The following is a 25,196-nucleotide window of genomic DNA, read 5'->3' on the forward strand; positions in this document are numbered from 1 at the left end:
TGGGGAGGACCCATGAAAAAGCGCCTGTTTGCCCCGATTATCGCCTTTGTTGCCCTGTGCCTCGTTGCGCTCACCGCGTGTGGTGGGCCGTCGGCGGAGGACATGATTCGCGAGGACCTGACCACCCAGTTTGAAGAGGTCAAGGCCGGTAGCGACGACCTCATGGACGGTATCGAGGAGAGCGCGGGCGAGGACTTTGCCACGCTCGGTGTGGACCCGCGTGCGTTTGCCGAGAGCTTCCTCGAGGGATTTGACTACGAGATCGGCGACATCACCGTCGAGGACGCCACCGCCACCGCCAACGTGTCGATCACGGTAAAGTCGATGGGCGACATCATGAACGAGTTCCAGCTGCAGTACGCCGACTACCTCTCTAACCTGTCGGAGCTGCCGAGCCAGGAGGACCTCTATCACAAGGCCGGCGAGATGCTCATAGACGCAACCGCCACGGTTGAGCCCAAGACGACCGACTGCACCTTTACCTACACGCAGGACGACGAGGGCGAGTGGAGTGCCGACGACAGCGCCGAGACCGAGCTCCTCAACGCGCTGATGTCGTAGGGCGGCTGGTCCGCGGGCGGACTCGCGGCGCGGGCGGCCGTGCTAAGCGAGCGGCAACATAAGCAGCCAAGCTGATGCTGGGGCTGCGGCTGAGCGTATCGGCCGCAGCCCCGGCTTTTTGTAACGCCCGCCTGGCTGTCACCTTTTGTTCAAACTAAATGGCACCCCACTCCCTAACCGTTGGGCAACAATCTGGCTATCGCAGGTACTGCAGATAGGAGGATTGTTGCCATGCACTACGGATATGCGCGCGTATCGACGCGCGACCAGAACGTCGACCGCCAGCTCGATGCGCTGCGGGCGTTTCCCGTTGAAGACCAGCGCATCTATGTTGACTATTACACCGGCGCCACGTTTGAGCGGCCGCGTTATCGGCGGCTCGTGCGTCGCCTGCGCGAGGGCGACCTCGTGGTAGTGACGAGTATCGACCGGCTTGGCCGCAACTACGAGGAGATCATCGATCAGTGGCGCCGCCTCACGCGCGAGCGGCTCGTGGATATCGTGGTGCTCGACATGCCGCTGCTCGATACGCGCACCTGCATGGGCGGCGAGGGTGACGCCGACGTGACCCGGGCCTTTATCTCCGACTTGGTGCTGCAGCTGCTGAGTTATGTGGCACAGGTTGAGCGCGAGAACATCCGGCGTCGTCAGGCCGAGGGCATTGCGGCGGCACGGGCCCGTGGGGCACGGTTTGGTCGCCCGCGTAAGGAGCGGCCCGTGGGTGCCGAGGAAGTGCTGCGGGCAGTTGCGGCGGGCGAGCTGAGCAAGTCCGAGGCGGCACGGCGGCTGGATGTGTGCCGGATGACGCTCAATCGGTGGTTAGACGAGGCGGGTTGCGCATGATGCGACTGGCTCGGCTGGTGCGCTGCACGGTGTTGGTAACGCCGCCGGGTTTTGTTACAGATGCAGTGCTTCGTGAAGAAACTGTCTAAAAACCTAGACTTTTTCTGAGAGGAGCGCTAGACTTGCCTAAAGCTCGCGAGAGACCTACCCTCACTTGCGCGTACATCGCGTTAGCTGGGAGAATTCGAGCGGGTGGAAGGAGAGCGGAGAAAGTACCTGTCGGCGTTAGAAAAGTCTGCTTTTTGTAGCAGGGCACAAGGAGGAAGCGCAAGCATGAAATTCAACACCAAACACATTGCGATCACAGCGGGCCTCGGTGCCGTGCTGGCCCTGAGCCCGGTGGTCGGGCCCGTGAGCACGGCGTTTGCGGCAACGACGGATGGTACGGTCCGGGCGGCCCAAGGCAACCAGCAAGGCCACTTTGTTGGTTTTAGCGTAATCGATCCGAAGACGGGCACGCAGGTTGATTACTCGAATTACCGGACCGACGGCAATGAAAAAGTTGATGCCAATAAGATTCCGCAGCTCCCTACGTACGAGGATTATGAGTTTGTTGGCTGGAAAGCCGCGGATGGTAACGTGTATCACGCAAACGAACTGTCCAGTCTTGTGGTGATTGAGGACTCGACGTTCGAGACCGTGTGGAAGTACGTCGGGACCGATAAGCCCTCTGAGGACGAGAAGCAGGCCAGCGGCACGGTCTACTTCTATGTAGACGATCAGTGCTACACCATCACGCTGACTAACGACTGGGGCTCGAGCTTCAGCGAGTACGTTGATCAGTTTGAGAAGGATTACCCGACGGCTACGCTCAAGGACGGGTACATCTTCCAGGGTTGGGTCGACGAGAGCGGCAACGCTGTTGACGACAACCTTGTTATCACCAACTCCGGCGACTCCGCGACTCCAGATACGCTCACCGTCAAGGCGGTCTTCACGAAGAAGCAGGAGGCGGCCACCCATACCGTCAACTTCTACGACGAGAACGGCAAGTGCGTCTGCACGACTGCAAAATCGGGTGACCAGCCGCTGAGCGCGTACATCAGCATGCTCCAGCAGAGCGGGTTCGATACGTCTCGTGAGGGCCATGCCCTGACCTGGACGACCGCCTCGGGGGATGTGGTGCTTGAGAGCGATATCGTCGCGGGTGACCTTGACCTCTACGCGCGCTGGGACGCCATCCACACCGTGAACTTCTTCGATAAGGACGGCAAGGGCCTTGGCACCATCGCCCTCGCTGGCGACCAGCAGCTCTCTGCGTACACGGATCGGCTCGCCGAGGGCGTTGAGATCCCCTATGTCGAGGGCTACACCTTCACCGGCTGGGCGACCAAGTCGGGCGACGCGGTGCTTTCGACCGACACGATCTCCGGCGACCTGAACCTGTACGCCCAGTATGAGAAGAATCCCGCCATCTACACGGTCAACTTCTTTGACCAGGACGGCAAGGGCCTCTGCACCATTGCGCTCGCGGGCGATCATCCGCTTCAGGACTTCATCGATGCGCTCTACGAGACCGATGGCGTCGAGGTGCCGTTCAAGGACGGCTGCTCCATCGAGTGGGTCGCCAGGTCGGGCGACGTCGTGCTCCCGACCGATGTGATCCAGGGCACGATAAACCTCTACGTGAACTTCAAGCAGGCTCCGGCGACCCACACCATCAACTTCTTTGATGCCGATGGCAAGGGTCTGGCCACGATTGCCAAGTCCGGCGAGCTGCCGTTTAGCGAGTATACCGACACGCTTGCCGAGAGCGGTATCGAGGCTCCGTACAAGGAGGGTTACACCTTCACCGGCTGGGCGACCAAGTCGGGCGACGTCATCCTTGCGGGCGATGTGATCGCCGGCGACATCAACGTGTACGCAACGTATCAGAAGAACGCCGCCGTCCACACGGTGAACTTCTTCGATGAGGACGGCAAGGGCCTTGGCACCATCGCCAACATGGGCGACAAGCCCTTCAGCGTGTACACCGACATGCTGGCCGAGGGCGTTCAGGTTCCCGAGAAGGACGGCTACATCTTCGCCGGCTGGGTAACGAAGTCGGGCGACAAGATCCTCGGTAGCGACATCATCTCGGGCGACATCAACGTGTACGCCTCGTACGAGAAGATCGAGACCCCGGCTACCGAGACCCACAAGGTGACCTTCGACGACTGCCTCGAATCCACCGAGAACCAGGTCGTAGAGGTCGAGGACGGCAAGACCGTTGCCAAGCCGGCCGACCCCACCTGCGAGGGTTACACGTTCCTTGGATGGTTCAGCGACACGGCGCTCACGCAGGAGTTCGACTTTGCGACCCCCATCACTGCCGACATGACGCTCTATGCCAAGTGGCAGGAGAACGCCGACGAGCAGCCGGGTACGGACGAGCCGGGTACTGAGGAGCCGGGCGAGACCCCGACCACGCCGGGTGAGTCCACCGAGACTCCCGCTGCCGACGAGCAGGATGGCGCCCAGGCCGCAGACGAGGCGACCGACGAGAACGGTCTGCCCCAGACCGGCGACATCGCTGCGGTGGCGGTGGCCGGCACGGGCGTGCTCGGTGCCGCGGTTGCAGGCATTGGCGCCTTCATTGGCAAGCGCCGCAAGTAAGGCAGCCTAGCGTACGTTGCGAGCGGCTCTCCTGGTGGTTCGGGGGAGCCGCTTTTTGCTCACGAGGTGGTGAAACATGGCAGCTCAACAGGAGATTTCGCTCGAGGGCGTGAGCGTGCGCAAGGGCGACCGGCACGCGTTTGTGTACGAGCGCGTGTACGAGATCATCGCGCGCGACAACCAGAAGATCGGCACGGCCTCGTATACCAAGCACGATCTGGCGCAGGCCCTGCAGTGCTCGCCGCGCTCCATCGATCGGGCAATCCGCAGGCTCCGACGCGAGGGCGTGATCGAGTCGGTGCCGCGCTACGACTCGGCGGGCGGCCAGCTCGCCAACGCCTACCGCGTACGGGGCTGACAGGCGGGGCGAGGCGCGCCGACGCGTCGACCTGGGTTTTGCACGACCCCCAAATCCCCGTCGGGGCGGCGCGCCGTCGCCGTGCTACGATACAGCCATTGCAAGTCACTACCCGCCCGGACCCTGCTCCAGGCGGGTTTTCGTCGTGGGAAGGTGCCGCCGCATGCTCATCCACCGCATCGCAGCACAGCTGTTTACCGCCGAGGGCCCGCGTACCGTTGAGGAGGCGCTCGACGCCGGGCAAGACGCGACGCTCGCCGTCTCGCAGTCCGGTCGAACGCTTTTGCTCGCTGCGCAGTTTGCGCGGCGGCCGCGGCCCACGGTCTATGTGGTCTCGGGCGAGGAGGCGGCCGACCGCGCGGCCCGGGCGCTTGCCGCCTACCTGGGGCTCGAGCGCGTGGTGCGCTATCCCGAGCGGCGCGACCTTCCCTGGAGCGCCAAGGCCGACCCCGATGACGCCGTGGTGGCCGCGCGCTGCCAGGCCATCGGGCGCATCGCGCGCGGCGAGGCCGTGGTCATGGTGGCCTCGGCTCGCGCGCTGCTGCGTTGCGTGCCCGGCCCCGAGAGCCGTTATTGGCAGGAGGCCCGCTTTGCGGTAGGGGAGGAGGTCCCCTTTGATGACGTTCCGCGTCGCCTGGTGGGCATGGGCTACACCGCTTCCGAGGCTGCGGACGCCCCGGGGCTCTTCCGGGTGCATGGCGACGCGGTCGACGTCTTTCCCGCTCAAGGGCGCGAGCCGGTGCGACTCGAGTTCTTTGGCGACGAGATCGACCGCATCCGTCGCATGGTCACCTCTACCGGCCAGACCATCGGCGACGAGCAGGAGGTGCGCATCTACCCCGTCCGCGAGCTCGCCCTCACCGATGACGCGGTGCGCCGCCTGCGCGCCGCCCTCTACCAGCCCGCTCAGCAAGACACCGAGCTCGCCGCCTTGTTGGAGCTTGCCGAGGCCCGCGTGGCCACGCCCGAGCTCGACCGCTTTCTGCCGCTCCTCTACGAGCGCACGGTCACGCCGCTCGAGCACGTTGCGCAAAACGCCCTTGTGGTGCTCTCGGAGCCGCGCTCGCTCTTTGACGACTGCTCGCGCGCCTACGAGGACCTCGAGCGCCGCGCCGGTGAGGCCCGCGTGGCCCGGCTGGACGGGCTCTATGTGAGCCCACGCGAGCTCGACTTTGGCCACTGCCAGCGCCTCAACTACGTCTCGCTCATCCGTGCGGGCGGCGCGGTAACGGCCGAGCTCAAGATCGAGCAGCCGGCCATCGCCGGGTCGGACACGCGCTTCATCACGCGCATTCGCGAATGCGTCTCCAACCGCTTTGCCGTGGTCTTTGCCGCGCCCGACCGCGGGGCGCGCGAGTCGCTCGAGCTCAGCTTTACCGATGAGTCCATCCCCTTTGAGGAGTCTCTCCAGGCCGCGCCCGAGAACGTGGGTGTGGTGGGCGAGGGCGAGGTAACGGTCACGCTGCTCAAGCGCGATGCCGACTGCCTCAATGCCCGCCCCATCGAGGATGGGTCAGATGGAACACGTCCCCAAATGACCCATACGGTACCCACGCTCACCCGCGGCCGCGTGACCTTTATCGATCTGGCGCTCCCGTCGGGCGTGGTGGTGCCCGAGGCGCACCTCGCCGTCTTTTCCATCGCCGACCTCAACGCCCGGCTCGACGCCCGTCGCGGCCGCAGCGCCCGCCGCCACGTGGACATCACCGAGGTGACCTTCCCCTTTAAACCGGGCGACTACGTGGTCCACGCCACGCACGGCATCGCGCACTTTACCGCTATTGTGCGCCAGGAGGTGGCGGGCAAGGAGCGCGATTACTTCTTGCTGGAGTACGCCGGCGGCGACAAGCTCTACGTGCCGCTCGAGCAGGTCGACCGCATCACCCGCTACGTGGGCCCCGACGGTGATGAGCCGCGCCTCACGCGTCTCAACACCGCCGACTGGTCGCGCGCCACGGCCAAGGCGCGCAAGTCGGCCAAAAAGCTCGCCTTTGACCTCGTCGACCTCTATACGCGTCGCAGCTCCATCACCGGCTTTGCCTGCCCGCCCGACACGCCTGAGCAGCTCGAGATGGAGGCGAGCTTTCCCTACGAGCCCACGCACGACCAGCTGGAGGCCATCAACGACATCAAGGCCGACATGGAGTCGGCCAAGCCCATGGACCGGCTGCTCTGCGGCGACGTGGGCTTTGGCAAGACGGAGGTGGCGCTGCGCGCGGCGTTTAAGTGCGTCGACTCCGGCCGGCAGGTGATGGTGCTCTGCCCCACCACCATCCTGGCGCAGCAGCACTACCAGACGTTCTTTGAGCGCTTCGCCCCGTTTGGCGTGGAGGTTGAGGTGCTCAGCCGCTTTCGCACGCCGGCCCAGCAGAAGCGCGCCCTGGCGGCGTTTGCCGAGGGCAAGGTCGACGTACTGGTGGGCACGCACCGTCTGCTCTCGGCCGACGTCAACCCCGCAAAGCTCGGCCTCGTGATCATCGACGAGGAGCAGCGCTTCGGCGTGCAGCACAAAGAGCAGCTCAAGAACCTGCGCGAGCAGATCGACGTGCTCACGCTCTCGGCCACGCCCATTCCGCGCACCATGCAGATGGCGATCAGCGGCGTGCGCGACATGAGCCTCATCACCACGCCGCCCACGGGGCGCCGCCCGGTGATTGTGCACGTGGGGGAGTACGACCCCGACGTGGTGAGCGCCGCCATCCGTCTCGAGCTCTCGCGCGGCGGGCAGGTCTATTACGTGTCCAACCGTGTTAAGACCATCGACGACGCCGTGGACCGTGTGCACGAGGTGGCGCCCGAGGCGCGCGTGGGCGTGGCGCACGGCAAGATGAGCGCGCGCGAGGTCGAGGATGTGATGATCGAGTTCGCTACGGGCAAGATCGACGTGCTCGTGGCCACCACGATCATCGAGAGCGGCATCGACAACCCGCACACCAACACGCTCATCATCGAGGACTCGCAGCGGCTGGGCCTGGCGCAGCTCTACCAGCTCAAGGGCCGTGTAGGGCGCTCGGCTACGCAGGCGTACGCGTACTTTATGTTCCCCGGCGAGATTCCGCTCACGCCCGAGGCCACCGAGCGCCTGACCGCGCTCGCGGAGTTTCAGGACCTGGGGAGCGGCATGCGCATCGCCATGCGCGACCTCGAGATCCGCGGCGCCGGCTCGCTCGTGGGCGCCGAGCAGCATGGCAACCTCTCGAGCGTGGGCTTTGACCTCTTTACCCAGATGCTGGGGCAGGCCGTGGCCGAGGCGCGCGGCGAGGGCGGCGAGGTCGAGCAGGCGACGGTTGCCATCAACCTGCCGGCCGACTTCTTCTTGGACGAGGAGTACGTGCCCGCTGTCGACAAGCGCGTGCTGGTGTACCGCAAGGTTGCGGCGGCGGAGACCTTGGCAGAGGTCGATGCGGCTGAGGCGGCCTGCGAGGAGGAGTTCGGCGCGCTGCCGCTCGCGGCCAAGAACCTGTTCGACCGCGCGCGCCTGCGCATCCGGGCGGACCGTCTGGGGATGGAGAGCATCTCGCTTGCGGCGGGGCGCCTCACGTTCCAGGGCGTCGACGTGCCCAAGACAGTGGCGTTCGACCTCAAGAGCCGTCTCTCGGCCGTCAATTTCCCCAAGAGCCGCAAGCTCTCGGTGCCCTACAAGGCAGGTGCCGGGTCAGGTACCGGTGTGGGCCGCGGGCTCGATGCCAACGACCCCGCGGGCCCCGTGGCGGCGGCGCTCAAGGTGCTCGAGCAACTCGGACCGAGTGGGGATGACGACTGATTGTCATTTCGACGCGCTGAATAACCGCGCATTGGATGGATACATAGAAATAGCGATGCGTGTCTACGGATATGAGGGGGTCGGAGATGCCCGGAGTATTTGTCTGTGCGGCTATCGCGGTGCTTTGCCTAGCGCTGGCGATCGTGCTGCTTACCGGACGGGGCGCCTTTCTGGTGGCGGGGTACAATATGGCGACTCCCGAGGAGCGCGCTCTGTACGATGAGAGGAGGCTCAGCCGCTCGGTGGGTTGCCTCATGGTCTTCTGTGCTGTTTTCGCAACCGTAATGGCACTGGCGTGCTGGTGCGCGCAGGAGGGTCTGATGACGAGGGGCGCCGTGACGACCATGGGGACGGTGGGCGCACTTTTGCTCGTTTCTGTCATTGGCGGCGTGGTCTGGTATGCCAATACGCGCTGCTTCCGCAGACCCAAGCGCTGAGCGGACCTCAGCAGCTCGGCAGCGAGCGGTGGTCGAACACGCCCACCATGCGGATCACGTGGCGGCGTTCGCGCTTGAAGTAGACGACGAGTACGTCGTCATCGTGGATGTGGAACTCGAAATGGTTCCCATCGGCGAACGGCTGGCGCGCGAGCACGTGCTCGTCCCAGCCGGTCTCTTCGATGTGGCCCTTTTCCTGCAGTTCGAGGATCGCTTCGCGGATCGTCTTGATGATGGCGAGATAGTCACGCCGGGGATATTTGTCCCTAAACGGGCGCACCGTTTCCCAAAAGGCGTTCGTCGCCTTGACCTGCCACATCAGATCGCCACCTCGCTGGCGTCGACGCCCAGCATCTCGAGGACATCATCGGGCATCGTCGTCGCATCGAACGCGTCGTCGGGGATGAGCCCGTACTCCTTGGCCTCCTCGCGGAGCATGGCGAGATGGACCTCGTCGGAGAATCGCTGGCCCGTCGGTCCGAGGAACAGCCCGTCGAAGGGGCTGATGCCGGTGTTGGCGACCTGCGTCACCATGACGCGCATCGCCATCGCCGAGGTCAGGCCGCTGCGGGCGAACACCTTGTCGGCGCGCGCCTTCACATCGTCATCAATGGTGGTCTGCAGGAGAGCCATGAGAACCTCCTTCTATGGGAATGCCATGCAAACCCATTATACCCATGCATTCAAACGGAATGACGCTCCCGAGGCGCTTGCTCCTTTTGCTATAGTTGCTACGCTTGCTATAGTTGCTATAAGCAGGTAGATGCCCAGATGGCGGGAGGATGGAGTGATGGCGGACGTGATGGGGGACACGGAGCAGCGGGCGGTGCCGACGAGTGGGCTGCGCATCCGCGTAGCGACGCTTGCGGACGCGGCTCGCTGCCATGAGATCTATGTACCCTACGTGCGCGACACGGCAGTGACCTTCGAGTACGAGCCCCCGACGTTCGACGAGTTTCGCGCCCGCATGGCAAAGACCCTTGAGCGCTACCCCTATCTTGTTGCCGAAAAGACGGATACCGGCGCGCACGACGCTAGCGCCCGCATCGTCGGCTACATGTACGTGAGCCCCTTTAAGGCGCGTCCCGCCTACGACTGGGCGGTCGAGACCTCCATCTACGTCGACCGCGCGTGCCGCCGCGGCGGCGTGGGCCGTGCACTGCATGATGCGATGGAGCGCTGCCTTGCCGCGCAGGGCATCCTCAACATGGAGGCCTGCATCGCCACGACCGACGTGGAGGACGAACACCTCACCAACGACAGCTGGCGCTTTCACGAGCGCATGGGCTACCGTCTAGTGGGCGAGTTTAGGCAGTGCGGCTTTAAATACGGCCGCTGGTGGAACATGATCTGGATGGAACGGCACATCGGGGAGCATCGCAGCGACCAGCCGCCCATCACTCCGTTCCCGCAGGTGCGCGACCAAGTGCGTGAGCGTTACGGCATCGGATAGAACCGGGAGCCTCCGCCTCAGCCGGCATGTGACAACGGGGACAGGTTGATTTGTCACGTGACAATCCAACCTGTCCCCCTTGTCACGCGGGGGCGGCGTATAATCCTCGCTACTACGAAGGGGGTGGGCGATGGCTCAGATGGCAGACGCTCGGACGGCACTCGAGCAATACTTTGGCTACCGGTCGTTCCGGCCCGGCCAGGAGCGGCTCGTCGAGGCCATCCTCGCCGGTCGCGACGCGCTCGGCGTTATGCCCACCGGTGCCGGCAAGTCCATCTGCTACCAGGTGCCCTCACTCGTGCTCCCCGGCCTCACCCTCGTGGTGAGCCCGCTCGTCTCGCTCATGGGCGACCAGGTCCGCGCCCTCAAGGCCGCGGGCGCGCGCCCGAGCTATCTCAACTCAACCCTCACCGTGCCGCAGCAGAACACCGTGCTCAAGCGTGCGCGCGAGGGCTGGTACCAGATCATGTACGTGGCGCCCGAGCGTCTGGCCGACGAGCGCTTCTTGGCGTTTGCGCAGGCCTTGGCCGCGCCCGGCGGGCTCGGCATCCCGCTCGTGGCGGTGGACGAGGCACACTGCGTGAGCCAGTGGGGGCAGGACTTTCGCCCCTCGTACCTCGAGATTGCGCGGTTTATCGATGCGCTTCCCTCGCGCCCCGTCGTGGCGGCCTTTACCGCCACCGCCACCGAGCGCGTGCGTACCGACATTGTCCAGATGCTGGGCCTCCGCCGTCCCGAGACCGTGGTGACCGGCTTTGACCGGCAGAACCTCTACTTTGGCGTGGAGGAGATGGGCGACAAGGCCAAGGCCGCGTGGATTCGCGATTACGCCTGCGCGCACCCGCGCGAGAGCGGCATCATCTACTGCTCGACGCGCAAGGCCGTGGACGCGCTCGCCTTTGAGCTCGGCCGCGAGCTTGCACCGCACGGTATCCAGGTGGGGCGCTACCACGCGGGCATGTCGGCCGACGAGCGCACCTGGAACCAGGCGGCGTTTATCGACGACACCGTGCCCGTAATCGTGGCGACCAACGCCTTTGGCATGGGCATCGACAAGCCCAATGTACGCTACGTCATCCACCACAACGTGCCCGAGAGCATCGAGGCCTACTACCAGGAGGCGGGCCGCGCCGGCCGCGATGGCGATCCGGCGAGTTGCTACCTTCTGTGGAACGGCAACGATTTTAGGCTGCGGCGCTATCTCATCGACCAGACGCACGACGAGGCGGAGGCAGACCCCGAGGCGGCCGAGCGCGCGCGGCAGAACCGCTACCGGCTGCTCCAGGCGATGGAGGGCTACTGCGAGACCACAGGCTGCCTGCGCGCCTACATCCTCCGTTACTTTGGCGATGAGGGGGCGCTCGGCGTGGAGGCGCCCGGCGGAGCAGTTGCGGACGCGGCCGGCACGGCCGGTGCGGATGGCGTAGGCGGCGTGGTCTCGGCGGCGGGCGAGGCCGCCGCTCCCTCGGCGATCCCATCCGTCGCGCACCCGGCCGGCTGCGGTAACTGCTCCAACTGCACCACGAGCTACGAGGCCGAGGACGTTACCCCGCTCGCGCGCGAGGCCGTGCTGCTGGTACGGGCGACGGGCGGGCGCTTTGGCCGCGCGCTCGTGGCCGATGTGCTCCATGGCGCCAACACTGAGCGCATCCGCCAGTACCGGCTCGATGAGGCGCCGGGCTACGGCAGCCTGCGCGACGAGCCCACCGCTCGCATCAAGGACGTGCTGAGCCAGCTCGTCGGTCGCGGCTACCTCGTGCAATCGCAGGGGCAGTTCCCCACGCTCGGGCTCGGCCCGCGTGCGGCGGAGGTTCTGGCCGAGACGCCGGAGCGGCCCTTCTGCTTTACCATCAAGCGCCGTGCCGCGGCCCGTCGCTCGCCGGCGCGCTCGCGGCGCGCGGTCGATCTGCTCCGCGCCGAGGCGGCCACTGACAGCCGTCCGCGCGTGGGCGACGATGCCGAGCTCTTTGAGCGGCTGCGCGGCGTTCGGCGCGAGCTTGCCCTCGAGCGCGAGTGGGCGCCCTATATGGTTGCGAGCGACAAGGCCCTACGCGGCATGTGCCGCCGCCGACCCACTACGCGCGAGGAGCTGCTCGAGGTGCCGGGCATCGGCGAGAAGAAGGCCGAGGATTTTGGCGACGTCTTCTTGGCCGAGATCGCCCGTTTTGAGGAGGAGCACGCAGGCTCGGATGGCTAGTGGGTTGGCGGGTGGAGTGCCGCGCCCCGCACGCCGCACGCCGCGACTCGGCATGCCCGCCACGGGGTAGTATCTCCACCAACTGTGGCGTGGCCGCGTGCCAGGCCGCCGTCAATATGCCGTATCACTGCCAACGCGCTGCGCAGGGGGAGGCCCGCACATGGCAAACATCATCGACTACCTGGGCTACGAGCTCGCAAGTTTTGACGACCGGCCGCTCAACCCTCTCGACGCGGCCATCCTCACCCAGGCGTGCATGATCGTTGGCGAGGGGGTCGTTCCCGCTCCGCCGCGCACCCCCGCCGCGCTCACGCGCCTGCGCACGCTCGTGGCGCCCAAGACCCTGCGCACCGCGCGCTTTGACGAGCTCGCCCGCACCGAGCGCTTTGACACCATGTTCACCGGCTTTGTGCCCGGCGACCTCAAAGCGCTCCTCTTTGCGCTGGTGGCGAGCCCGCGTTTTCGCGACCTCGGCCTCTGCGGCTACCGCGCCGTGTTTGACGAGGGCTCGCACACGCAGTTCTCGGCCACGACCTACCTGTGGCGCGACCGCTGGGCCTTTGTGGCGTTTCGCGGTACCGACACCTCCATCACCGGTTGGCGCGAGAACTTTGATATGACCTACAAGCCCGCCGTCCGCGCGCAGCGCCTTGCGGCGAGCTATCTCGAGACTATGGCCGCACATCTGCCGTGCCCGCTCTATGTGGGCGGTCACTCCAAGGGCGGCAACCTGGCACTCTTTGCCGCACTTACGGTGAGCCCGCGGGTGCAGGGGCGCATCCAGCACGTGTGGGCGCTCGACGCTCCGGGCTTTAAGCTGGGGCGCTTTACCGCGGCGGACTACGAGCCGCTCGCGGGGCGCATCACGCGGATCGTGCCGCAAGACTCCATCGTGGGGATGCTCCTTGAGCACGAGGGCGGCGAGCGCACGGTAACGAGTTGGGCGCAGGGAATCGACCAGCACGCGGTGTTCTCGTGGGAGGTGGCCGACGATGACTTTGTGGGGCGCGACCGGCCAAATGACTCCTCGCTCGCGCTGCGGGCGATCGCCCTGGAGTGGCTCGGTAGCATGGACGACGCGCGCCGCGAGCAGGTGGTCGATGCGCTCTTTGCTGCCATTGCCGCGAGCGGGGCGCGGAGTGCGGTGGACGTGCTGAGCGGTGGGCCCGACATGGGACGCGCGGCGATGGATGCCGTGCGTGCGCTCGACCCGTCCGACCGCGAGGTCCTCATGCAGGAGCTCGGCAATCTGGCGGGCATTGCGGCACGCCGTGTGGGGCAGGACATGGCTCAGGCGCTCTTTGGCTGGATGGGGTAGGCGGCTACCCGGCGGAGAGCTACGGCCTATCGGATGGTCGCGGCCCATTGGCTCGCCCACCGCCGCTACACCTCGCGCACCCGCCCGTCGCGGACTTCCCAGGTGCGGTTTGTGCATGCTGCGAGAAAGGCGCGGTCGTGGCTGACGAGCACGAGCGCCCCGGGGTAGGCCGCGAGCGCGCGCTCGAGCGCCTGGGTTGAGTGCAGGTCGAGGTGGTTGGTCGGCTCGTCCATAACGATGAGTACCGGCTGGTCCAGCAGCCCGCGGGCGAGCATGAGCTTGCGGAGCTCGCCGGGGCTCGTGCGTGCGCCGACGAGGATGTGGTCGGGGTCGGAATTGAGCTGCGCCACGGTGGAGAGCACCCGCCCGCGCTCCGCCTTGCCGAGCTCGCGAATCTGCGTGAGCACCGCAGCGCGCTCCTCGGCGCTCGGCTCTTGGGGAATGTCGAGCAAGCGCAGGTCGGGGGCGATGAGCGTGCGCAGGTGGTTGAGGAGGGTCGTCTTGCCAGCGCCGTTGGGCCCCACGATGGCCACATGGTCGGTGTTGTCCACGTAGAGCTCGGGCATCTCGAGCGTGCCCGGCCCGCAGGGGATGCGTCCCTCCGGTAGGTGCACGAGGGTCTTGCGCGGGCTCGGCTGAGCGTTGAGCCAGAGGCCGCCGTCGTAGCGTTTGGCCACGTGCGCTGCGGCGAGTCGCTCGCGCGCTGCGGCAAGACGTGCGTCCATTTGCGCCGAGGCCCGCCCGGCCGAGCCGTCCTTGCCGGTAAAGATGGCCAGGTTGATTTTGCCTTTGGCGTCGTGGTCCTTGGGATCGAGGTGTCGCTTGCTGCGCCGCGCCTGGGCGCGTGCCGCCTCGTGGGCGCGGCGGTCCTTCTCGGCTGCAAGCCGCGCAAGGTCCTCCTTGGCGGCCTCGCGCTCGCGGCGCGCCGTCTCGCGCTCAAGCTCCGCCTGGCCGTGCGCGGCGGTGTAGCCGCCCGGCCGCACCACAAGGCCGCCGTGCTCAAACGAGATGCAGCGGCTCACGAGCGCGTCGAGCAGCTCGCGGTCGTGGCTCACGAGGATGCCGATCCCGCGGAACCGCCCGAGCGCGGCGGCGAGCTCGGCGCGGGCGTCCACGTCGAGGTGGTTGGTGGGCTCGTCGGCCACGAGCACGTCGGGCCGGCGCCAGAGCGCCACGGCAATCTGCAGCTTTTTGCGCTCACCGCACGAGAGCTCGTCAAAGCGCCAGGGCATGTCATCCTCGAGGGCAAAGATATGCCGGAGCTCGCGGGCCTCGCGTTCATAGTCGACGGCAAAGTCAAAGAGCTCCTCGGGCGGGTCGTCGACCTCTTGCGTGCAGAGGACCGCCACGAGCCCGCGCGTGACCGAGCCCGCGTCGGGGGCAAGAAGCCCACAGGCAATGCGCGCGAGCGTGGACTTGCCGCAGCCGTTATCGCCCAAAAGGCCGGTCCAGCCCTGCGGGAACGTGATGAAGATGTTGCTGAGGATGGGGGAGGGGGCGGCAGGGTAGGTGTAGCTCACCCCAGAGAGCGCAAGTTGCATAAGACGTCTCCTTGCGGACCCGTACCGTGGCGGTGGGCCCTGGTAGCGGGCGCTCGGGCTTGCGTGGTGGGTCCGTGTCGCGATGCGGCGACGGGCCGGTCAAGCCGAGAGGCCCCGGGGAACCAACTGAGATGTCTAGCGAATGCGCACGTGCTCCTGCCTTTCCGCCGATCCGATGGCGCCGCCACACGCACTGCGGGGCACACGCCCCACTCGGTCGGCGCGGCCAGTGTAGCACAATGATTCATTTGGGGACGGGGTTATTATGAGTCATTGCGCGGGCAGGCGGGGCGGGACGCTCGGCTCATCGTCCGCCGCGTCACCGCGCCCCCTTGCCCCAACGCCTCCATGCGTCCAGTCCCCGCTTCTGCCTTACACTCTCCTAACACGTCTCTTTCAGCCGGCTGAACTCGGGCGCGTACCATCTGGTGAGCTATCACGCATGATGCGCGCGGACTCGCGACCCGCCGACCGGGCGGCCGCTCCGCGCATGACGTTGGGGAGGTACCCAGGTGGATACGGCTGAGCAAGGTTGGTCGCAGGCGATCGAGGCGGCGCAGACGCGCGAGATGGGCGCTCCCGTGCCGGTTGCGGACGCGGCCTCGGAGTCCGAGCACGCGGTGCGCATGTCCGTTGAGCACCTCAACCTCTATTACGGCGACTTCCACGCCCTCAAGGACGTCTCCATCGACATCCGCGATCGTCAGATCACGTCGTTCATCGGCCCCTCGGGCTGCGGCAAGTCCACGCTCCTGCGGACGCTCAACCGCATGAACGACCTCGTCAAGGGCTGCCGCATCGAGGGCACCATCAAGCTCGACGGCGAGGACATCTACCGCGATTACAACGTCACCAGCCTGCGCCAGCAGGTGGGCATGGTGTTTCAGCGGCCCAACCCCTTCCCCATGAGCATCTACGACAACGTTGCCTACGGCCCGCGCGGCATGGGCATCAAGAGCCGCTCCGAGCTGGACGGCATCGTGGAGGAGAGCCTGCGCCGTGCCGCGCTCTGGGACGAGGTCAAAGACAAGCTCAAGAGCTCGGGCCTCGGCCTTTCCGGCGGCCAGCAGCAGCGCCTCTGCATCGCTCGCGCCATCGCCGTCAAGCCGCAGGTGCTGCTCATGGACGAGCCCACGTCGGCGCTCGACCCCATCTCTACGCAGATGGTCGAGCAGCTGGCGCTCGAGCTCAAGGAGCACTATACCCTCGTGGTGGTGACCCACAACATGCAGCAGGCTTCGCGCATCTCCGACTCGGTGGCGTTCTTCCTGCTTGGCGAGCTGGTGGAGCACGCGCCCACCGCGCAGCTCTTTGCCACGCCGCAGGATCAGCGGACGGCCGACTACCTAACCGGCCGCTTTGGCTGATTCCCGGTTTCCCAGGCACGCCATCTTGCCGCTTAAGCCTTCGGGCATGGCGCAAAGGCTTATCCCAAAGGCTTTCGGGGCAAGCTGGCGCACTTGGGGAAACCCGGGCTGGCTTCCCTAGGCACCGCACCTTCGCCCTCGATCGTCGGTCGCGGCGTGTGGGGCGCGTTCCCTCGGGTTTCGGACGCGATAAATCCGGAGCGTCGCCGTTGCTACGTTAGAAGGAGGGCCCGCGGGCGGTGTATGATGGGGGTTGCGAGACTGACGGTACCTGCGGTTTGAGCACGGTTTGAGCAAGGAGCACCTTCGCCATGATCTATTACGTTGAGGACGACGACAACATCCGCGGCCTTACGCTCTACGCCCTGCACCAGCAGGGGATCGAGGCCGAGGGCTTTGCCTCCGACAGCGAGTTCAAAGCCGCCGTGGCGCGTCGCGTGCCCGACGCGATCCTCCTCGACATCATGCTGCCCGACACGGACGGCCTCGAGATCCTGCGTCGGCTCCGCGCCGACCAAGAGACCGCCACGGTGCCCATCATGATGCTCACGGCCAAAGATACCGAGCTCGACAAGGTCGTGGCGCTCGACGGCGGTGCCGACGACTACCTCACCAAGCCCTTCAGCCTTATGGAGCTCACGAGCCGCTGCCGGGCGCTCCTGCGCCGCGGCGGCATGACCAAGAAGGTCTCCGACGAGCTCTCGTCGGGCGGGATTGTCCTCTCGCCGAGCCACCGCGAGGTGCGCGTGGACGGCGAGGAGGTCAAGCTGACGCTCCGCGAGTTCGACCTGCTCGAGTACCTCATGCGCAAGCCGGGCGTGGTCTTTAGCCGCGAGGCGCTCCTCCAGAGCGTCTGGGGCTGGGACTTCGACGGCGGCTCGCGCACCGTGGACGTGCACGTGCAGACGCTGCGCCAAAAGCTCGGCGATCACGCGAGCTGCATCGAGACGGTACGCGGCGTGGGTTACCGCTTTGCCGACCGCGATCGCTCCGAGTAAGCGCCGCGCGGAGGCAGCATGAGCCCCTGGGGATCCAAGCACACGCTCTCGCGCCGGGTGTTCGGCACGGTCTTCGTGGTCGCCTTTGCGGCGATCGCGGTCTTCACCGTGGTGGGCTCGGCGTTTCTGCAGTCTAACCTCGCGCAGGTCACCCGCACCGAGCTGCACGACGAGGCCGAGATCGTGGCCGCGGCGCTCGACAGCACCGTCAACGACATCGCGGTGCTCGAGCGCGTCGACATCCAGAACACGCGTCTCACGCTCATCGCCGAGAACGGCACCGTTATCTACGACAACCAGGAGCCGGCAGGCTCCATGGAGAACCACAACACCCGCCCGGAGGTCGTCGCCGCGCGCAGCACGGGCCACGGCTCGGACGAGCGCGCCTCGTCCACGCTCGGCGAGGTTATGCTCTACGAGGCAGTGCTGCTTGCCAACGGGCAGGTCATCCGCATCGCGCAGGCGCAGGCGGGGCTCCTCACCATCTTGATTTCGTTTGTGGGGCCGCTCTTGGTGATCGCGGCTGTGGTGATCGTGGTGTCGTTCTTTGCCGCGCGCCGCGAGTCGCGCGCCATCATCGCACCGCTGCTCGACGTGGACCTCGACCACCCCAAGCGCAACATGGACAACGCCTATTCCGAGATGGTGCCCATGCTTGAGCGCATCGAGAGCCAGCGCCAGGAGCTCAAGCGGCAGGTGAAGGTCCTTGCCGACAACGACCGCATGCGCCGCGAGTTCACCGCAAACATCACCCACGAGCTCAAGACGCCGCTCACGGCCATCTCGGGGTACGCGGAGCTTATCTCGTCGGGCATGGCGACTGACGAGGCCGATGTCAAGGACTTCGGCGCGCGCATCTACCGCGAGGCGGGGCGGCTGACGGCGCTCGTGAACGACATCCTCACCCTCTCCAACCTCGACGAGGCCGAGCGCTCTGAGTCCAACGACGCGGCGAGCGTGCTGGGCTCCACGGAGCCGGTGGACCTGCCGCGCATGCTCGAGACCGTTGAGCAGCGCCTCGAGCCGGTGGCGCATAAGGCCGACGTGGCGCTCTTTTTGGACGCGCACCCCTCGATGGTGATCGGCGTGCCGCGCCTTTTGGACGAGCTCGCCTACAACCTGGCGTCGAATGCGATCCGCTACAATCGGCCCGGCGGCTCGGTGGTGCTGACCTGCGGGATCATGAAGGACGGCCGCCCCTTTATCCGCGTGGAGGACACGGGGATCGGCATCGCTCCCGAGGAGCAGCAGAAGATCTTTGAGCGCTTCTATCGCGTGGATAAGAGCCGCTCCAAGGCCCGCGGCGGCACGGGGCTCGGGCTCGCCATTGTCAAGCACGCGGCGGCCTTTCACCGTGCGACGATCGAGCTCGAGAGCGAGCCCGACTGCGGCACGCGCATCACGGTGACCTTCCCGGTGCAGGTCTTTCCCGACGCCCCCCTCGCCGCGCAGAGCGCGTGAGGGGCACGCTCGGGGGCGCTGCCGGCCGGGGGCGTCGCGATGCGGCGCGGTGTCCGGGAGGGCGCGGTTAGGAGAGACGGGGATATGGGAGACATCCAGATTGTGCGCGGCGCGCGCACGGACGCATACGCGGTGCGGCGCGCGGTGTTTATGGAAGAGCAAGGCTATGAGCGGGAGTTCGATGCGCTCGACGACGACCCGCGCTGCGTCCATCTTGCCGCCTACGAGGACGGTGCGCTCGCCGGATGCGCGCGGGCCTATCCGGCTGCAGCCGCGCGCGAGCTCGCGCCGGAGAGCCCGCTTCCGCCGGCGTCGGTGCCGGGCGTCGCCGCGCCGGGCGATACGGTGTATCTGCTCGGACGGGTCGCCGTGCTGCCGGCCTTCCGGGGGCGCGGCGTCGCGCGCCCGCTTGTGGACGCCTGCGATGGCATCGCCCGCGCCGCGGGTGCCCGCGCCATGATGCTCCACGCTCAGGAGCGGGCCTGCGGCCTCTATGCGGCCTGCGGCTATGCGGCCGTCACGCCGCTCGACTATGAGGACGAGGGCCAGCCCCACCGCTGGATGGCTAAGCGCCTCTGATCGGATGGCCTGCTCGCGCCATAGGGGCGAGGCGTCCAACAGGCTCAACGGCCGGCGTCGCTCGCGCACGGTGCCGGCCATGGCTGCGCGCACGGCGACCGCGGCGCGGTGGGGTCGGGGCCCGCGCCGCCGCGTCTCGACCGCACCGGTGCGCTCCCGCTGTGGCCGCGCGCTTGCGCATGTGTGAAATAATCTAAGTCTCTATCACTCAGGTTTTATGAGTCCGATTCTGGGTACTATGGTGCTCGGAATCTATCGCAAGGCGGGCGCGAGCCCGCACGGGAAGGACGGCACATGCGTAAGTTCAAAACAGAGAGCAAAAAGCTCCTCGACCTCATGATCAACTCGATCTACACCAACAAGGAGATCTTCCTCCGCGAGCTCATCTCCAACGCGTCGGACGCCGTCGACAAACTCAACTTTATGAGCCTGACCGACGACAACATGCACGTCGACCAGAAAGACCTTGCCATCCGCGTCTCGTTTGACAAGGACGCGCGCACCATCACCGTCTCGGACAACGGTATTGGCATGACGGCCGAGGAGCTCGAGCGCAACCTCGGCACCATCGCGCACTCCGGCTCCGAGGAGTTCAAGGCCGAGAACGCCGACAGCCAGGGCGACGCCATCGACATCATCGGCCAGTTTGGCGTGGGCTTTTACTCTGCCTTTATGGTGGCCAAGCGCGTGCGCGTGGTGAGCCGCGCCTACGGCTCCGACGAGGCCAACGTCTGGGAGTCCGACGGCCTCGAGGGCTACACCATCGAGCCGGGTGAGCGCGCCGACCACGGTACCGACGTGATCTTGACGCTTCGCGACGACGAGCCGGGTCACGACGGTGAGCCGGGTGAGAACTACAGCCACTACCTCAGCGAGTGGGCGCTCAAGGACCTCATCCGCCGCTACAGCAACTACGTGCGCTATCCCATCCAGATGATGGTCACCAAGAGCCGCCAGAAGCCCAAGCCCGAGGACGCGGGCGACGACTACAAGCCCGAGTACGAGGACTACGAGGAGCTCGAGACCATCAACTCCATGACACCGATCTGGAAGAAGCGCCAAAGCGACGTGGAGCAGTCGGACTACAACGAGTTCTACAAGAGCACCTTCCACGATTTTGAGGACCCGGCGCGCACGATCAGCTTCCACGCCGAGGGCGCGCTCGAGTACGACGCGCTGCTGTTTATTCCGGCTCGCGCGCCGTTTGATCTCTACAGCAAGGACTACGAGAAGGGCCTTGCGCTCTACAGCTCCAACGTCATGATCATGGAGAAGTGCGCCGACCTGCTGCCCGACTACTACAACTTTGTGCGCGGCGTGGTTGACTCGGCCGACGTGTCGCTCAACATCTCGCGCGAGACCCTGCAGCACGACCGCCAGCTGCACGCCATCGCGCGCCGCGTGGAGAAGCGGATCACCTCCGAGCTCGAGAGCATGCGCGACGACGACCGCGAGGCCTACGAGAAGTTCTTTGAGAACTTTGGCCGCGGCCTTAAGTACGGTATCTACGCGAGCTACGGCGCCAAGGCCTCTGGGCTGGCCGACCTCTTGCTCTTCTGGAGCGCCAAGGAGCAGAAGATGGTGACGCTGCGTGAGTACGTTGAGGCCATGCCCGAGGGCCAGAAGGCCATCTACTACGCAGCGGGCGATGATCGCGACCGTCTGGCCAAGATGCCCGTCGTGACGGGTGTGCTCGGTCGCGGCTTTGACGTGCTGCTCTGCACACAGGATGTGGACGAGTTTACCTTCCAGGCCATGCGCGAGTACGTGGCGCGCGACTGCCCGAAGGTCTACGAGGACGACGCCGCCCGCGAGGCAGCCGAGAAGGCGGTGGCCGACGGCGCCGAGCCCGAGACCGAGGACCGTCACCTGGAGCTCAAGAACGTGGCGACCGGCGACCTCGACCTTGCCTCCGAGGACGAGAAGAAGGAGGCCGAGGAGACCACCAAGGAGCACGGCGACCTCTTTGACGCCATGAAGGAGGCGCTCGGCGACCACGTGGAGAAGGTGGCGGTTTCGGCGCGGCTCGGCGAGGGCGATACGCCGGCGTGCATCACTACCGAGGGGCCGCTTTCGCTTGAGATGGAGAAGGTGCTCAAGCGCGGGCCCGAGGGCGAGGTCGAGGGCATGCCTAAGGCCGTTCGCGTGCTCGAGCTCAACGGCAAGAGCCCGGTGTTTGCCAAGCTCGTGGCTGCGCAGGAGGCCGGCGACGCCGACAAGGTCAAGCTCTATGCGGGGCTGCTCTACGACCAGGCGCTGCTGGTTGAGGGCTTGCTACCGGAGGATCCGGTGGCCTTCGCAAAGAACGTCTGCGAGCTGATGTAGCCCGCTCCGGTCGGACCGAGACGCGGAAGGCCCGGGGTTCCCTTCGGACGTGGTCCTCGCGCACATCGCGCTTTGCGCGTCGTGCGCTGTGGGAAACGTCCTGCGGGAACCCCGGGCCTTCCGCGTCTCGGCCCGACCTGGTACATAGCCCGCAGGGGACGTGTGGGTGGTCAATAGGTTGAGGCTTTTTGCTGAGCGCATGTTGGGCTTGCTTGATGCGCCCCCTCAAGAGCGGAGTAGGGACGCGGGTCACACGCTTGTAGGGAGTTTGTTGACAGAGTGTCCATAGATTCATCACAGTTGCGGGGCTTTTGCTAAATGCTCCACCCGCACCTGTGTCTCAATGGTTATTAAAAGAGCTGGTAAATGGCATAAAAAGGCATCTTTAACAGGGTGTAAGAAAGTCTTCATTCGGTCATAAGTTTTGCGTGAGGTTACTCGGCCATACTGTTATCAGCGCACCGGAATCGCAGCACCGGGGCGCGTGTGGTACCGGCGGACAACCAAGGAGGCCGCAATGCATAGCTCCCAACATGCAGCATCGGTGCGGTCACTGCGTGGCAGCGACGCCTACACCGAGAACCTCTCCTTCCCCCCAACACAGAGACTCGGTCTCCTTGGTTCCTCCGCGTTGGCACCGCAGCGTTCGCGCGATCAGGTGGTGAACCTCAGGCGCTCGAGCCGCGCATTGCTCGATATGCTCAACGTTCAGCCTCTCGCGCACGCGGCGATGCTGTAACTCCCCAATTTGCACTCCTCTTCAGCGACTCGCGAAAACCGGCCCCTGCGCCGGTTTTCGCGAGTTTTGTGCGGGTTACCCCGATGCGGCCGTGTGCGGGCGGCCGGCGAGCGACCGCGATGATCGGCACGGGGGCACGCGCTGGCCAAAATCCAGAGAAATCAACGATTCGTCCCGCGCTCGGAGCTCAACGCCGCGGGCGTTCCTGCGGGTTTGAGCGTGCCGTGGCCAAAACCTCGAGAAATCAACGATTGCGCAAACGGCGTATCGTTGATTTCTCGAGATTTTGGCCAAGCTGATGACAAACCCGATGGAACGGTCTGCTCCGCTGGGTCTTGCCGGGAGGCGAATCGTTGATTTCTCCGGATTTTGACCAGCCGAGCGAGAAAGCTGGCAATTTTTGGGCAGAGTAGGGGAGTCCGGGCGGCTGTCCGCCTGGAGCGGCGCTATTGCTACCATGGGCCAAATCCTATGTTGAGAGGAGATGCGATGGTCGTTGAGGCGGCAACGGCGGCAGACGCGGAGCGCGTGTGGGGGCTCGTGTGCATCCTGGAGGATACCGAGCTCGACCACGATGCCTGCCAGCGGATTTTTGCCGAGCAGCTGGCGAGCCCGGCGTGGTGCTGCCTGGTGGCGCGCGAGGAGCCGGGGGCTCCGGCCGTGGGTGTTATCAACATGCGGTTTGAGGAGCAGCTCCACCACGCGGAGCGCGTCGCGGCGATTCTGGAGCTCGTTGTCGATCCGGCCGTGCGGTCGGGCGGCGTGGGGCATGCGCTCTTTGCGGCGGGTTGCGAGGCGGCCCGCGCTGCCGGATGCGTGCAGATCGAGCTCGAGACGGGTGGCTGGCGCGAGGGCGCGCACCGCTTCTACGAGCGCGAGGGCATGATCTTCGATCATCGCTACTACACGATGAAGCTCTCCTAGTTTGGCGGTCCGAGCAATGAGTGGCAGCATTGTCCGTTTGAGCATATAGATTGGGCAGGTGGGGCTTCGGGTGACCGGGGCCCTTGCCGTGCCGGGCGAGCGCGTGGAACGCAGGCGCGGGAATGCGCCATCGAGCAGCCGTTGGCGTCGCCTGGTCAACTCGGGACGGAAAACCGTGTAAGAAACGGGACCGCCTGAGTAGGTGTTCTGATTCGCAAAAGAAAAGCCCAGGTCAGAGCATTGGCTGTATTGCGCCTACTCGGTGGGCGACGCATCATACACAGTTTTCCGGCCTGAGTTGACAACGACCCGGATCGGAGTTGCGCTGTCTGCTACCAGGCGGTTCGGATCTGGCCGAGCACGCGCTCCATTGTCGCGTCGATCTTGTCGCGCTTGAGCTCGCATTCCCAGATGATGATGACCGTCCAGCCGGCATCCTCGAGCGCCGCCACAGCCGCGCGGTCGCGCTCGACGTTACGGCGGAACTTCGCCTCCCAAAACTCGGTGTTGCGCTTGGGAACGCTCGGGTGGCAGTGCGGGCAGCGATGCCAGAAGCACCCGTTGATAAAGAGCGCGATCTTGCGCCCGGGGAAGGCGATGTCGGGCCGGCCGGGCGCCTTGGCCCACTGTAGGCGGTAGCCGGTGTATCCGGCGGCGCGTAGGTGCTGACGCACCAGAAGCTCGGGCTTGGTGTTGGCACGCTTGTTGCCCTGCATGGACTTGCGGATGGCAGCCCGGCGACGCACGAGTTCGACTTCGGCCTCGGAGAGGCCGGAGGTATCGACACCGTCGAGCAGATTGGGTTTGACGCGCTTGGCGCGGCGCGTGCCGGAGCGCTTCTTGGTGGACTTGGCGGTGCGCTTTTTGGCGCGCGGTGCGGATGAGGTGTTAGGGGAGGGCTCCTGGTCGGTGCCGGGGCCGCTGGTCGAGTCACCGGTGTCGGCGGCGGATGCAGTGTTGAGCGCGGCGTCGAGCGCTACGGGGCCGGCGCCGTTGCCGGTTGGCTCCTCGCCGGTGGAGGCTGTTTTGGGCGCGGCGTCCCCGTCGCTTGGGTCTTGCGCACCGTCCTGCCCGCTGGCCATAGCGGCAAGCGCGGCAACGAGCCCCTCGTCGGCGGGCATCCAGGTGAGGCTCGGCAGGTCTGCGAGCGCAACCCAACGCAGGTCGAGCTGACGGTCGGAGCGGGTGGGCTCACCTGCGGCGATGTGGCAGAAGAAGCACTCCATCGAAAGGTGGAAGTCAGGGTAGTCGTACTCAACGGTGTAGCAGGCGCTCGGATGGTCAACCTCTACGCCGAGCTCTTCGGCAAGCTCGCGACGGCAGGCATCTTCGGGCGACTCGCCGCGCTCGACCTTGCCGCCCGGGAACTCCCAGAGGCCGCGCATCTGCCCGTAGCCGCGCTGGACGGCGAGCACCTCGCTGTTGCCGCGGCGGATGATGCCCGCAGCCACATGGACGACCTTCATGCGCACCTCCTTGCGTTTTTGTTGTTTAAGCGCCCCGTTGCCATGACGACAGGGGCCCGACCATGATAGCCGAGTTTACGGGTGTTGATCGGTTGGCAGGGTCGAGGGCTGCGGCTGCTGGCGTGCCCGCGGCTTGCACTGGCTCGCCCGCTGCCGCCCGCGTTCCGCATTTGGAGGGCGCCTGTCCCCGCGGGCCGGTATCATAGAGAGAAAAAGACGGCCGCTCGTGTGTCGTGCCGCTCGGGCACCCCGCGCCCGCGTTCGCCGCCGC

The 25,196-nt window shown here is 66.0% G+C and carries 19 protein-coding genes; 15 read left to right on the forward strand and 4 right to left on the reverse strand.

Annotation, left to right across the window (positions count from 1 at the left end):
• The first annotated feature begins 12 nt into the window (after positions 1-12).
• The 6 genes from B5G20_RS00245 (at position 13) to B5G20_RS00270 (ending at position 8,557) form a co-directional block, all read left to right on the forward strand.
• Entirely contained in the window at positions 13-561 is a 549-nt protein-coding gene (locus tag B5G20_RS00245; RefSeq protein ID WP_087353697.1) for a hypothetical protein, read from the forward strand.
• A 231-nt stretch (positions 562-792) separates the two neighbouring features.
• Positions 793-1,404 (forward strand): recombinase family protein, encoded by a 612-nt coding sequence (locus tag B5G20_RS00250; RefSeq protein WP_087353700.1) that lies wholly within the window; start codon positions 793-795, stop codon positions 1,402-1,404.
• Positions 1,405-1,677: 273 nt separating this feature from the next.
• A complete protein-coding gene (locus B5G20_RS00255) occupies positions 1,678-3,999 on the forward strand; it encodes an InlB B-repeat-containing protein (RefSeq protein ID WP_087353702.1) in 2,322 nt (773 codons plus the stop codon).
• 76 nt (positions 4,000-4,075) lie between these two features.
• Complete coding sequence (locus B5G20_RS00260; protein ID WP_087353706.1) at positions 4,076-4,357, forward strand: helix-turn-helix domain-containing protein; 282 nt, start codon at positions 4,076-4,078, stop codon at positions 4,355-4,357.
• A 163-nt stretch (positions 4,358-4,520) separates the two neighbouring features.
• Positions 4,521-8,120, forward strand: a complete 3,600-nt coding sequence (gene mfd, locus B5G20_RS00265) for a transcription-repair coupling factor (protein WP_087353711.1) — start codon at positions 4,521-4,523, stop codon at positions 8,118-8,120.
• Positions 8,121-8,206: 86 nt separating this feature from the next.
• On the forward strand, positions 8,207-8,557 hold the full coding sequence (locus tag B5G20_RS00270; protein WP_158094345.1) for a DUF3784 domain-containing protein: 351 nt from the start codon (positions 8,207-8,209) through the stop codon (positions 8,555-8,557).
• 7 nt (positions 8,558-8,564) lie between these two features.
• On the opposite strand, the gene B5G20_RS00275 is transcribed toward B5G20_RS00270, so the two are convergent.
• The gene (locus tag B5G20_RS00275) at positions 8,565-8,876 is read right to left on the reverse strand and encodes a hypothetical protein (RefSeq protein WP_239286803.1); all 312 of its coding nucleotides are present in this window, start codon (positions 8,874-8,876) and stop codon (positions 8,565-8,567) included.
• Positions 8,876-9,190 carry a type II toxin-antitoxin system RelB/DinJ family antitoxin gene (locus tag B5G20_RS00280; protein WP_087353719.1) on the reverse strand — a complete coding sequence of 105 codons (315 nt, stop codon included), beginning with the start codon at positions 9,188-9,190 and terminating at the stop codon, positions 8,876-8,878. The genes B5G20_RS00275 and B5G20_RS00280 overlap by 1 nt, the downstream gene beginning before the upstream one ends.
• A gap of 157 nt (positions 9,191-9,347) precedes the next feature.
• On the opposite strand from B5G20_RS00280, the gene B5G20_RS00285 reads away from it, so the two are divergent.
• From B5G20_RS00285 to B5G20_RS00295, 3 genes are all read left to right on the forward strand, one after another.
• Positions 9,348-10,010 (forward strand): GNAT family N-acetyltransferase, encoded by a 663-nt coding sequence (locus B5G20_RS00285; RefSeq protein WP_239286804.1) that lies wholly within the window; start codon positions 9,348-9,350, stop codon positions 10,008-10,010.
• Between the two features lie 130 nt (positions 10,011-10,140).
• Positions 10,141-12,207, forward strand: coding sequence for an ATP-dependent DNA helicase RecQ (locus tag B5G20_RS00290; RefSeq protein WP_087353722.1), 2,067 nt, complete (start codon positions 10,141-10,143; stop codon positions 12,205-12,207).
• 160 nt (positions 12,208-12,367) lie between these two features.
• The gene (locus B5G20_RS00295) at positions 12,368-13,525 is read left to right on the forward strand and encodes an Mbeg1-like protein (RefSeq protein WP_087353726.1); all 1,158 of its coding nucleotides are present in this window, start codon (positions 12,368-12,370) and stop codon (positions 13,523-13,525) included.
• Between the two features lie 65 nt (positions 13,526-13,590).
• Here the strand turns inward: B5G20_RS00295 and B5G20_RS00300 are convergent, their stop codons facing one another.
• Positions 13,591-15,066, reverse strand: coding sequence for an ATP-binding cassette domain-containing protein (locus tag B5G20_RS00300; RefSeq protein ID WP_087353729.1), 1,476 nt, complete (start codon positions 15,064-15,066; stop codon positions 13,591-13,593).
• A gap of 569 nt (positions 15,067-15,635) precedes the next feature.
• Here B5G20_RS00300 and pstB point away from each other — a divergent pair.
• From pstB to B5G20_RS00335, 6 genes are all read left to right on the forward strand, one after another.
• Positions 15,636-16,433, forward strand: coding sequence for a phosphate ABC transporter ATP-binding protein PstB (gene pstB / locus B5G20_RS00305; protein ID WP_087354580.1), 798 nt, complete (start codon positions 15,636-15,638; stop codon positions 16,431-16,433).
• Positions 16,434-16,744: 311 nt separating this feature from the next.
• A complete protein-coding gene (locus B5G20_RS00310; RefSeq protein ID WP_087353731.1) occupies positions 16,745-17,431 on the forward strand; it encodes a response regulator transcription factor in 687 nt (228 codons plus the stop codon).
• Positions 17,432-17,449: 18 nt separating this feature from the next.
• Complete coding sequence (locus B5G20_RS00315) at positions 17,450-18,892, forward strand: ATP-binding protein (protein WP_087353734.1); 1,443 nt, start codon at positions 17,450-17,452, stop codon at positions 18,890-18,892.
• A gap of 84 nt (positions 18,893-18,976) precedes the next feature.
• The gene (locus B5G20_RS00320) at positions 18,977-19,471 is read left to right on the forward strand and encodes a GNAT family N-acetyltransferase (RefSeq protein WP_087353737.1); all 495 of its coding nucleotides are present in this window, start codon (positions 18,977-18,979) and stop codon (positions 19,469-19,471) included.
• 294 nt (positions 19,472-19,765) lie between these two features.
• On the forward strand, positions 19,766-21,796 hold the full coding sequence (htpG, locus tag B5G20_RS00325; RefSeq protein WP_087353740.1) for a molecular chaperone HtpG: 2,031 nt from the start codon (positions 19,766-19,768) through the stop codon (positions 21,794-21,796).
• 1,228 nt (positions 21,797-23,024) lie between these two features.
• Entirely contained in the window at positions 23,025-23,459 is a 435-nt protein-coding gene (locus tag B5G20_RS00335) for a GNAT family N-acetyltransferase (RefSeq protein WP_087353746.1), read from the forward strand.
• Between the two features lie 332 nt (positions 23,460-23,791).
• On the opposite strand, the gene vsr is transcribed toward B5G20_RS00335, so the two are convergent.
• Positions 23,792-24,925, reverse strand: a complete 1,134-nt coding sequence (gene vsr / locus B5G20_RS10520; RefSeq protein ID WP_239286805.1) for a DNA mismatch endonuclease Vsr — start codon at positions 24,923-24,925, stop codon at positions 23,792-23,794.
• Positions 24,926-25,196: the final 271 nt, after the last annotated feature.

The sequence above is a fragment of the Collinsella sp. An7 genome, assembly GCF_002159335.1.
Lineage (GTDB): Bacteria > Actinomycetota > Coriobacteriia > Coriobacteriales > Coriobacteriaceae > Coprousia.

Coding starts and splice junctions, on each gene's coding strand:
- B5G20_RS00310 (WP_087353731.1), top strand. CDS start 16,745: ATGATCTATTACGTTGAGGACGACGACAACATCCGCGGCCTTACGCTC.
- pstB (WP_087354580.1), top strand. CDS start 15,636: ATGGGCGCTCCCGTGCCGGTTGCGGACGCGGCCTCGGAGTCCGAGCAC.
- B5G20_RS00275 (WP_239286803.1), bottom strand. CDS start 8,876: ATGTGGCAGGTCAAGGCGACGAACGCCTTTTGGGAAACGGTGCGCCCG.
- B5G20_RS00295 (WP_087353726.1), top strand. CDS start 12,368: ATGGCAAACATCATCGACTACCTGGGCTACGAGCTCGCAAGTTTTGAC.
- vsr (WP_239286805.1), bottom strand. CDS start 24,925: ATGAAGGTCGTCCATGTGGCTGCGGGCATCATCCGCCGCGGCAACAGC.
- B5G20_RS00335 (WP_087353746.1), top strand. CDS start 23,025: ATGGTCGTTGAGGCGGCAACGGCGGCAGACGCGGAGCGCGTGTGGGGG.
- B5G20_RS00280 (WP_087353719.1), bottom strand. CDS start 9,190: ATGGCTCTCCTGCAGACCACCATTGATGACGATGTGAAGGCGCGCGCC.
- B5G20_RS00245 (WP_087353697.1), top strand. CDS start 13: ATGAAAAAGCGCCTGTTTGCCCCGATTATCGCCTTTGTTGCCCTGTGC.
- B5G20_RS00285 (WP_239286804.1), top strand. CDS start 9,348: ATGGCGGACGTGATGGGGGACACGGAGCAGCGGGCGGTGCCGACGAGT.
- B5G20_RS00290 (WP_087353722.1), top strand. CDS start 10,141: ATGGCTCAGATGGCAGACGCTCGGACGGCACTCGAGCAATACTTTGGC.
- B5G20_RS00255 (WP_087353702.1), top strand. CDS start 1,678: ATGAAATTCAACACCAAACACATTGCGATCACAGCGGGCCTCGGTGCC.
- B5G20_RS00300 (WP_087353729.1), bottom strand. CDS start 15,066: ATGCAACTTGCGCTCTCTGGGGTGAGCTACACCTACCCTGCCGCCCCC.
- B5G20_RS00315 (WP_087353734.1), top strand. CDS start 17,450: ATGAGCCCCTGGGGATCCAAGCACACGCTCTCGCGCCGGGTGTTCGGC.
- mfd (WP_087353711.1), top strand. CDS start 4,521: ATGCTCATCCACCGCATCGCAGCACAGCTGTTTACCGCCGAGGGCCCG.
- B5G20_RS00270 (WP_158094345.1), top strand. CDS start 8,207: ATGCCCGGAGTATTTGTCTGTGCGGCTATCGCGGTGCTTTGCCTAGCG.
- htpG (WP_087353740.1), top strand. CDS start 19,766: ATGCGTAAGTTCAAAACAGAGAGCAAAAAGCTCCTCGACCTCATGATC.
- B5G20_RS00250 (WP_087353700.1), top strand. CDS start 793: ATGCACTACGGATATGCGCGCGTATCGACGCGCGACCAGAACGTCGAC.
- B5G20_RS00260 (WP_087353706.1), top strand. CDS start 4,076: ATGGCAGCTCAACAGGAGATTTCGCTCGAGGGCGTGAGCGTGCGCAAG.
- B5G20_RS00320 (WP_087353737.1), top strand. CDS start 18,977: ATGGGAGACATCCAGATTGTGCGCGGCGCGCGCACGGACGCATACGCG.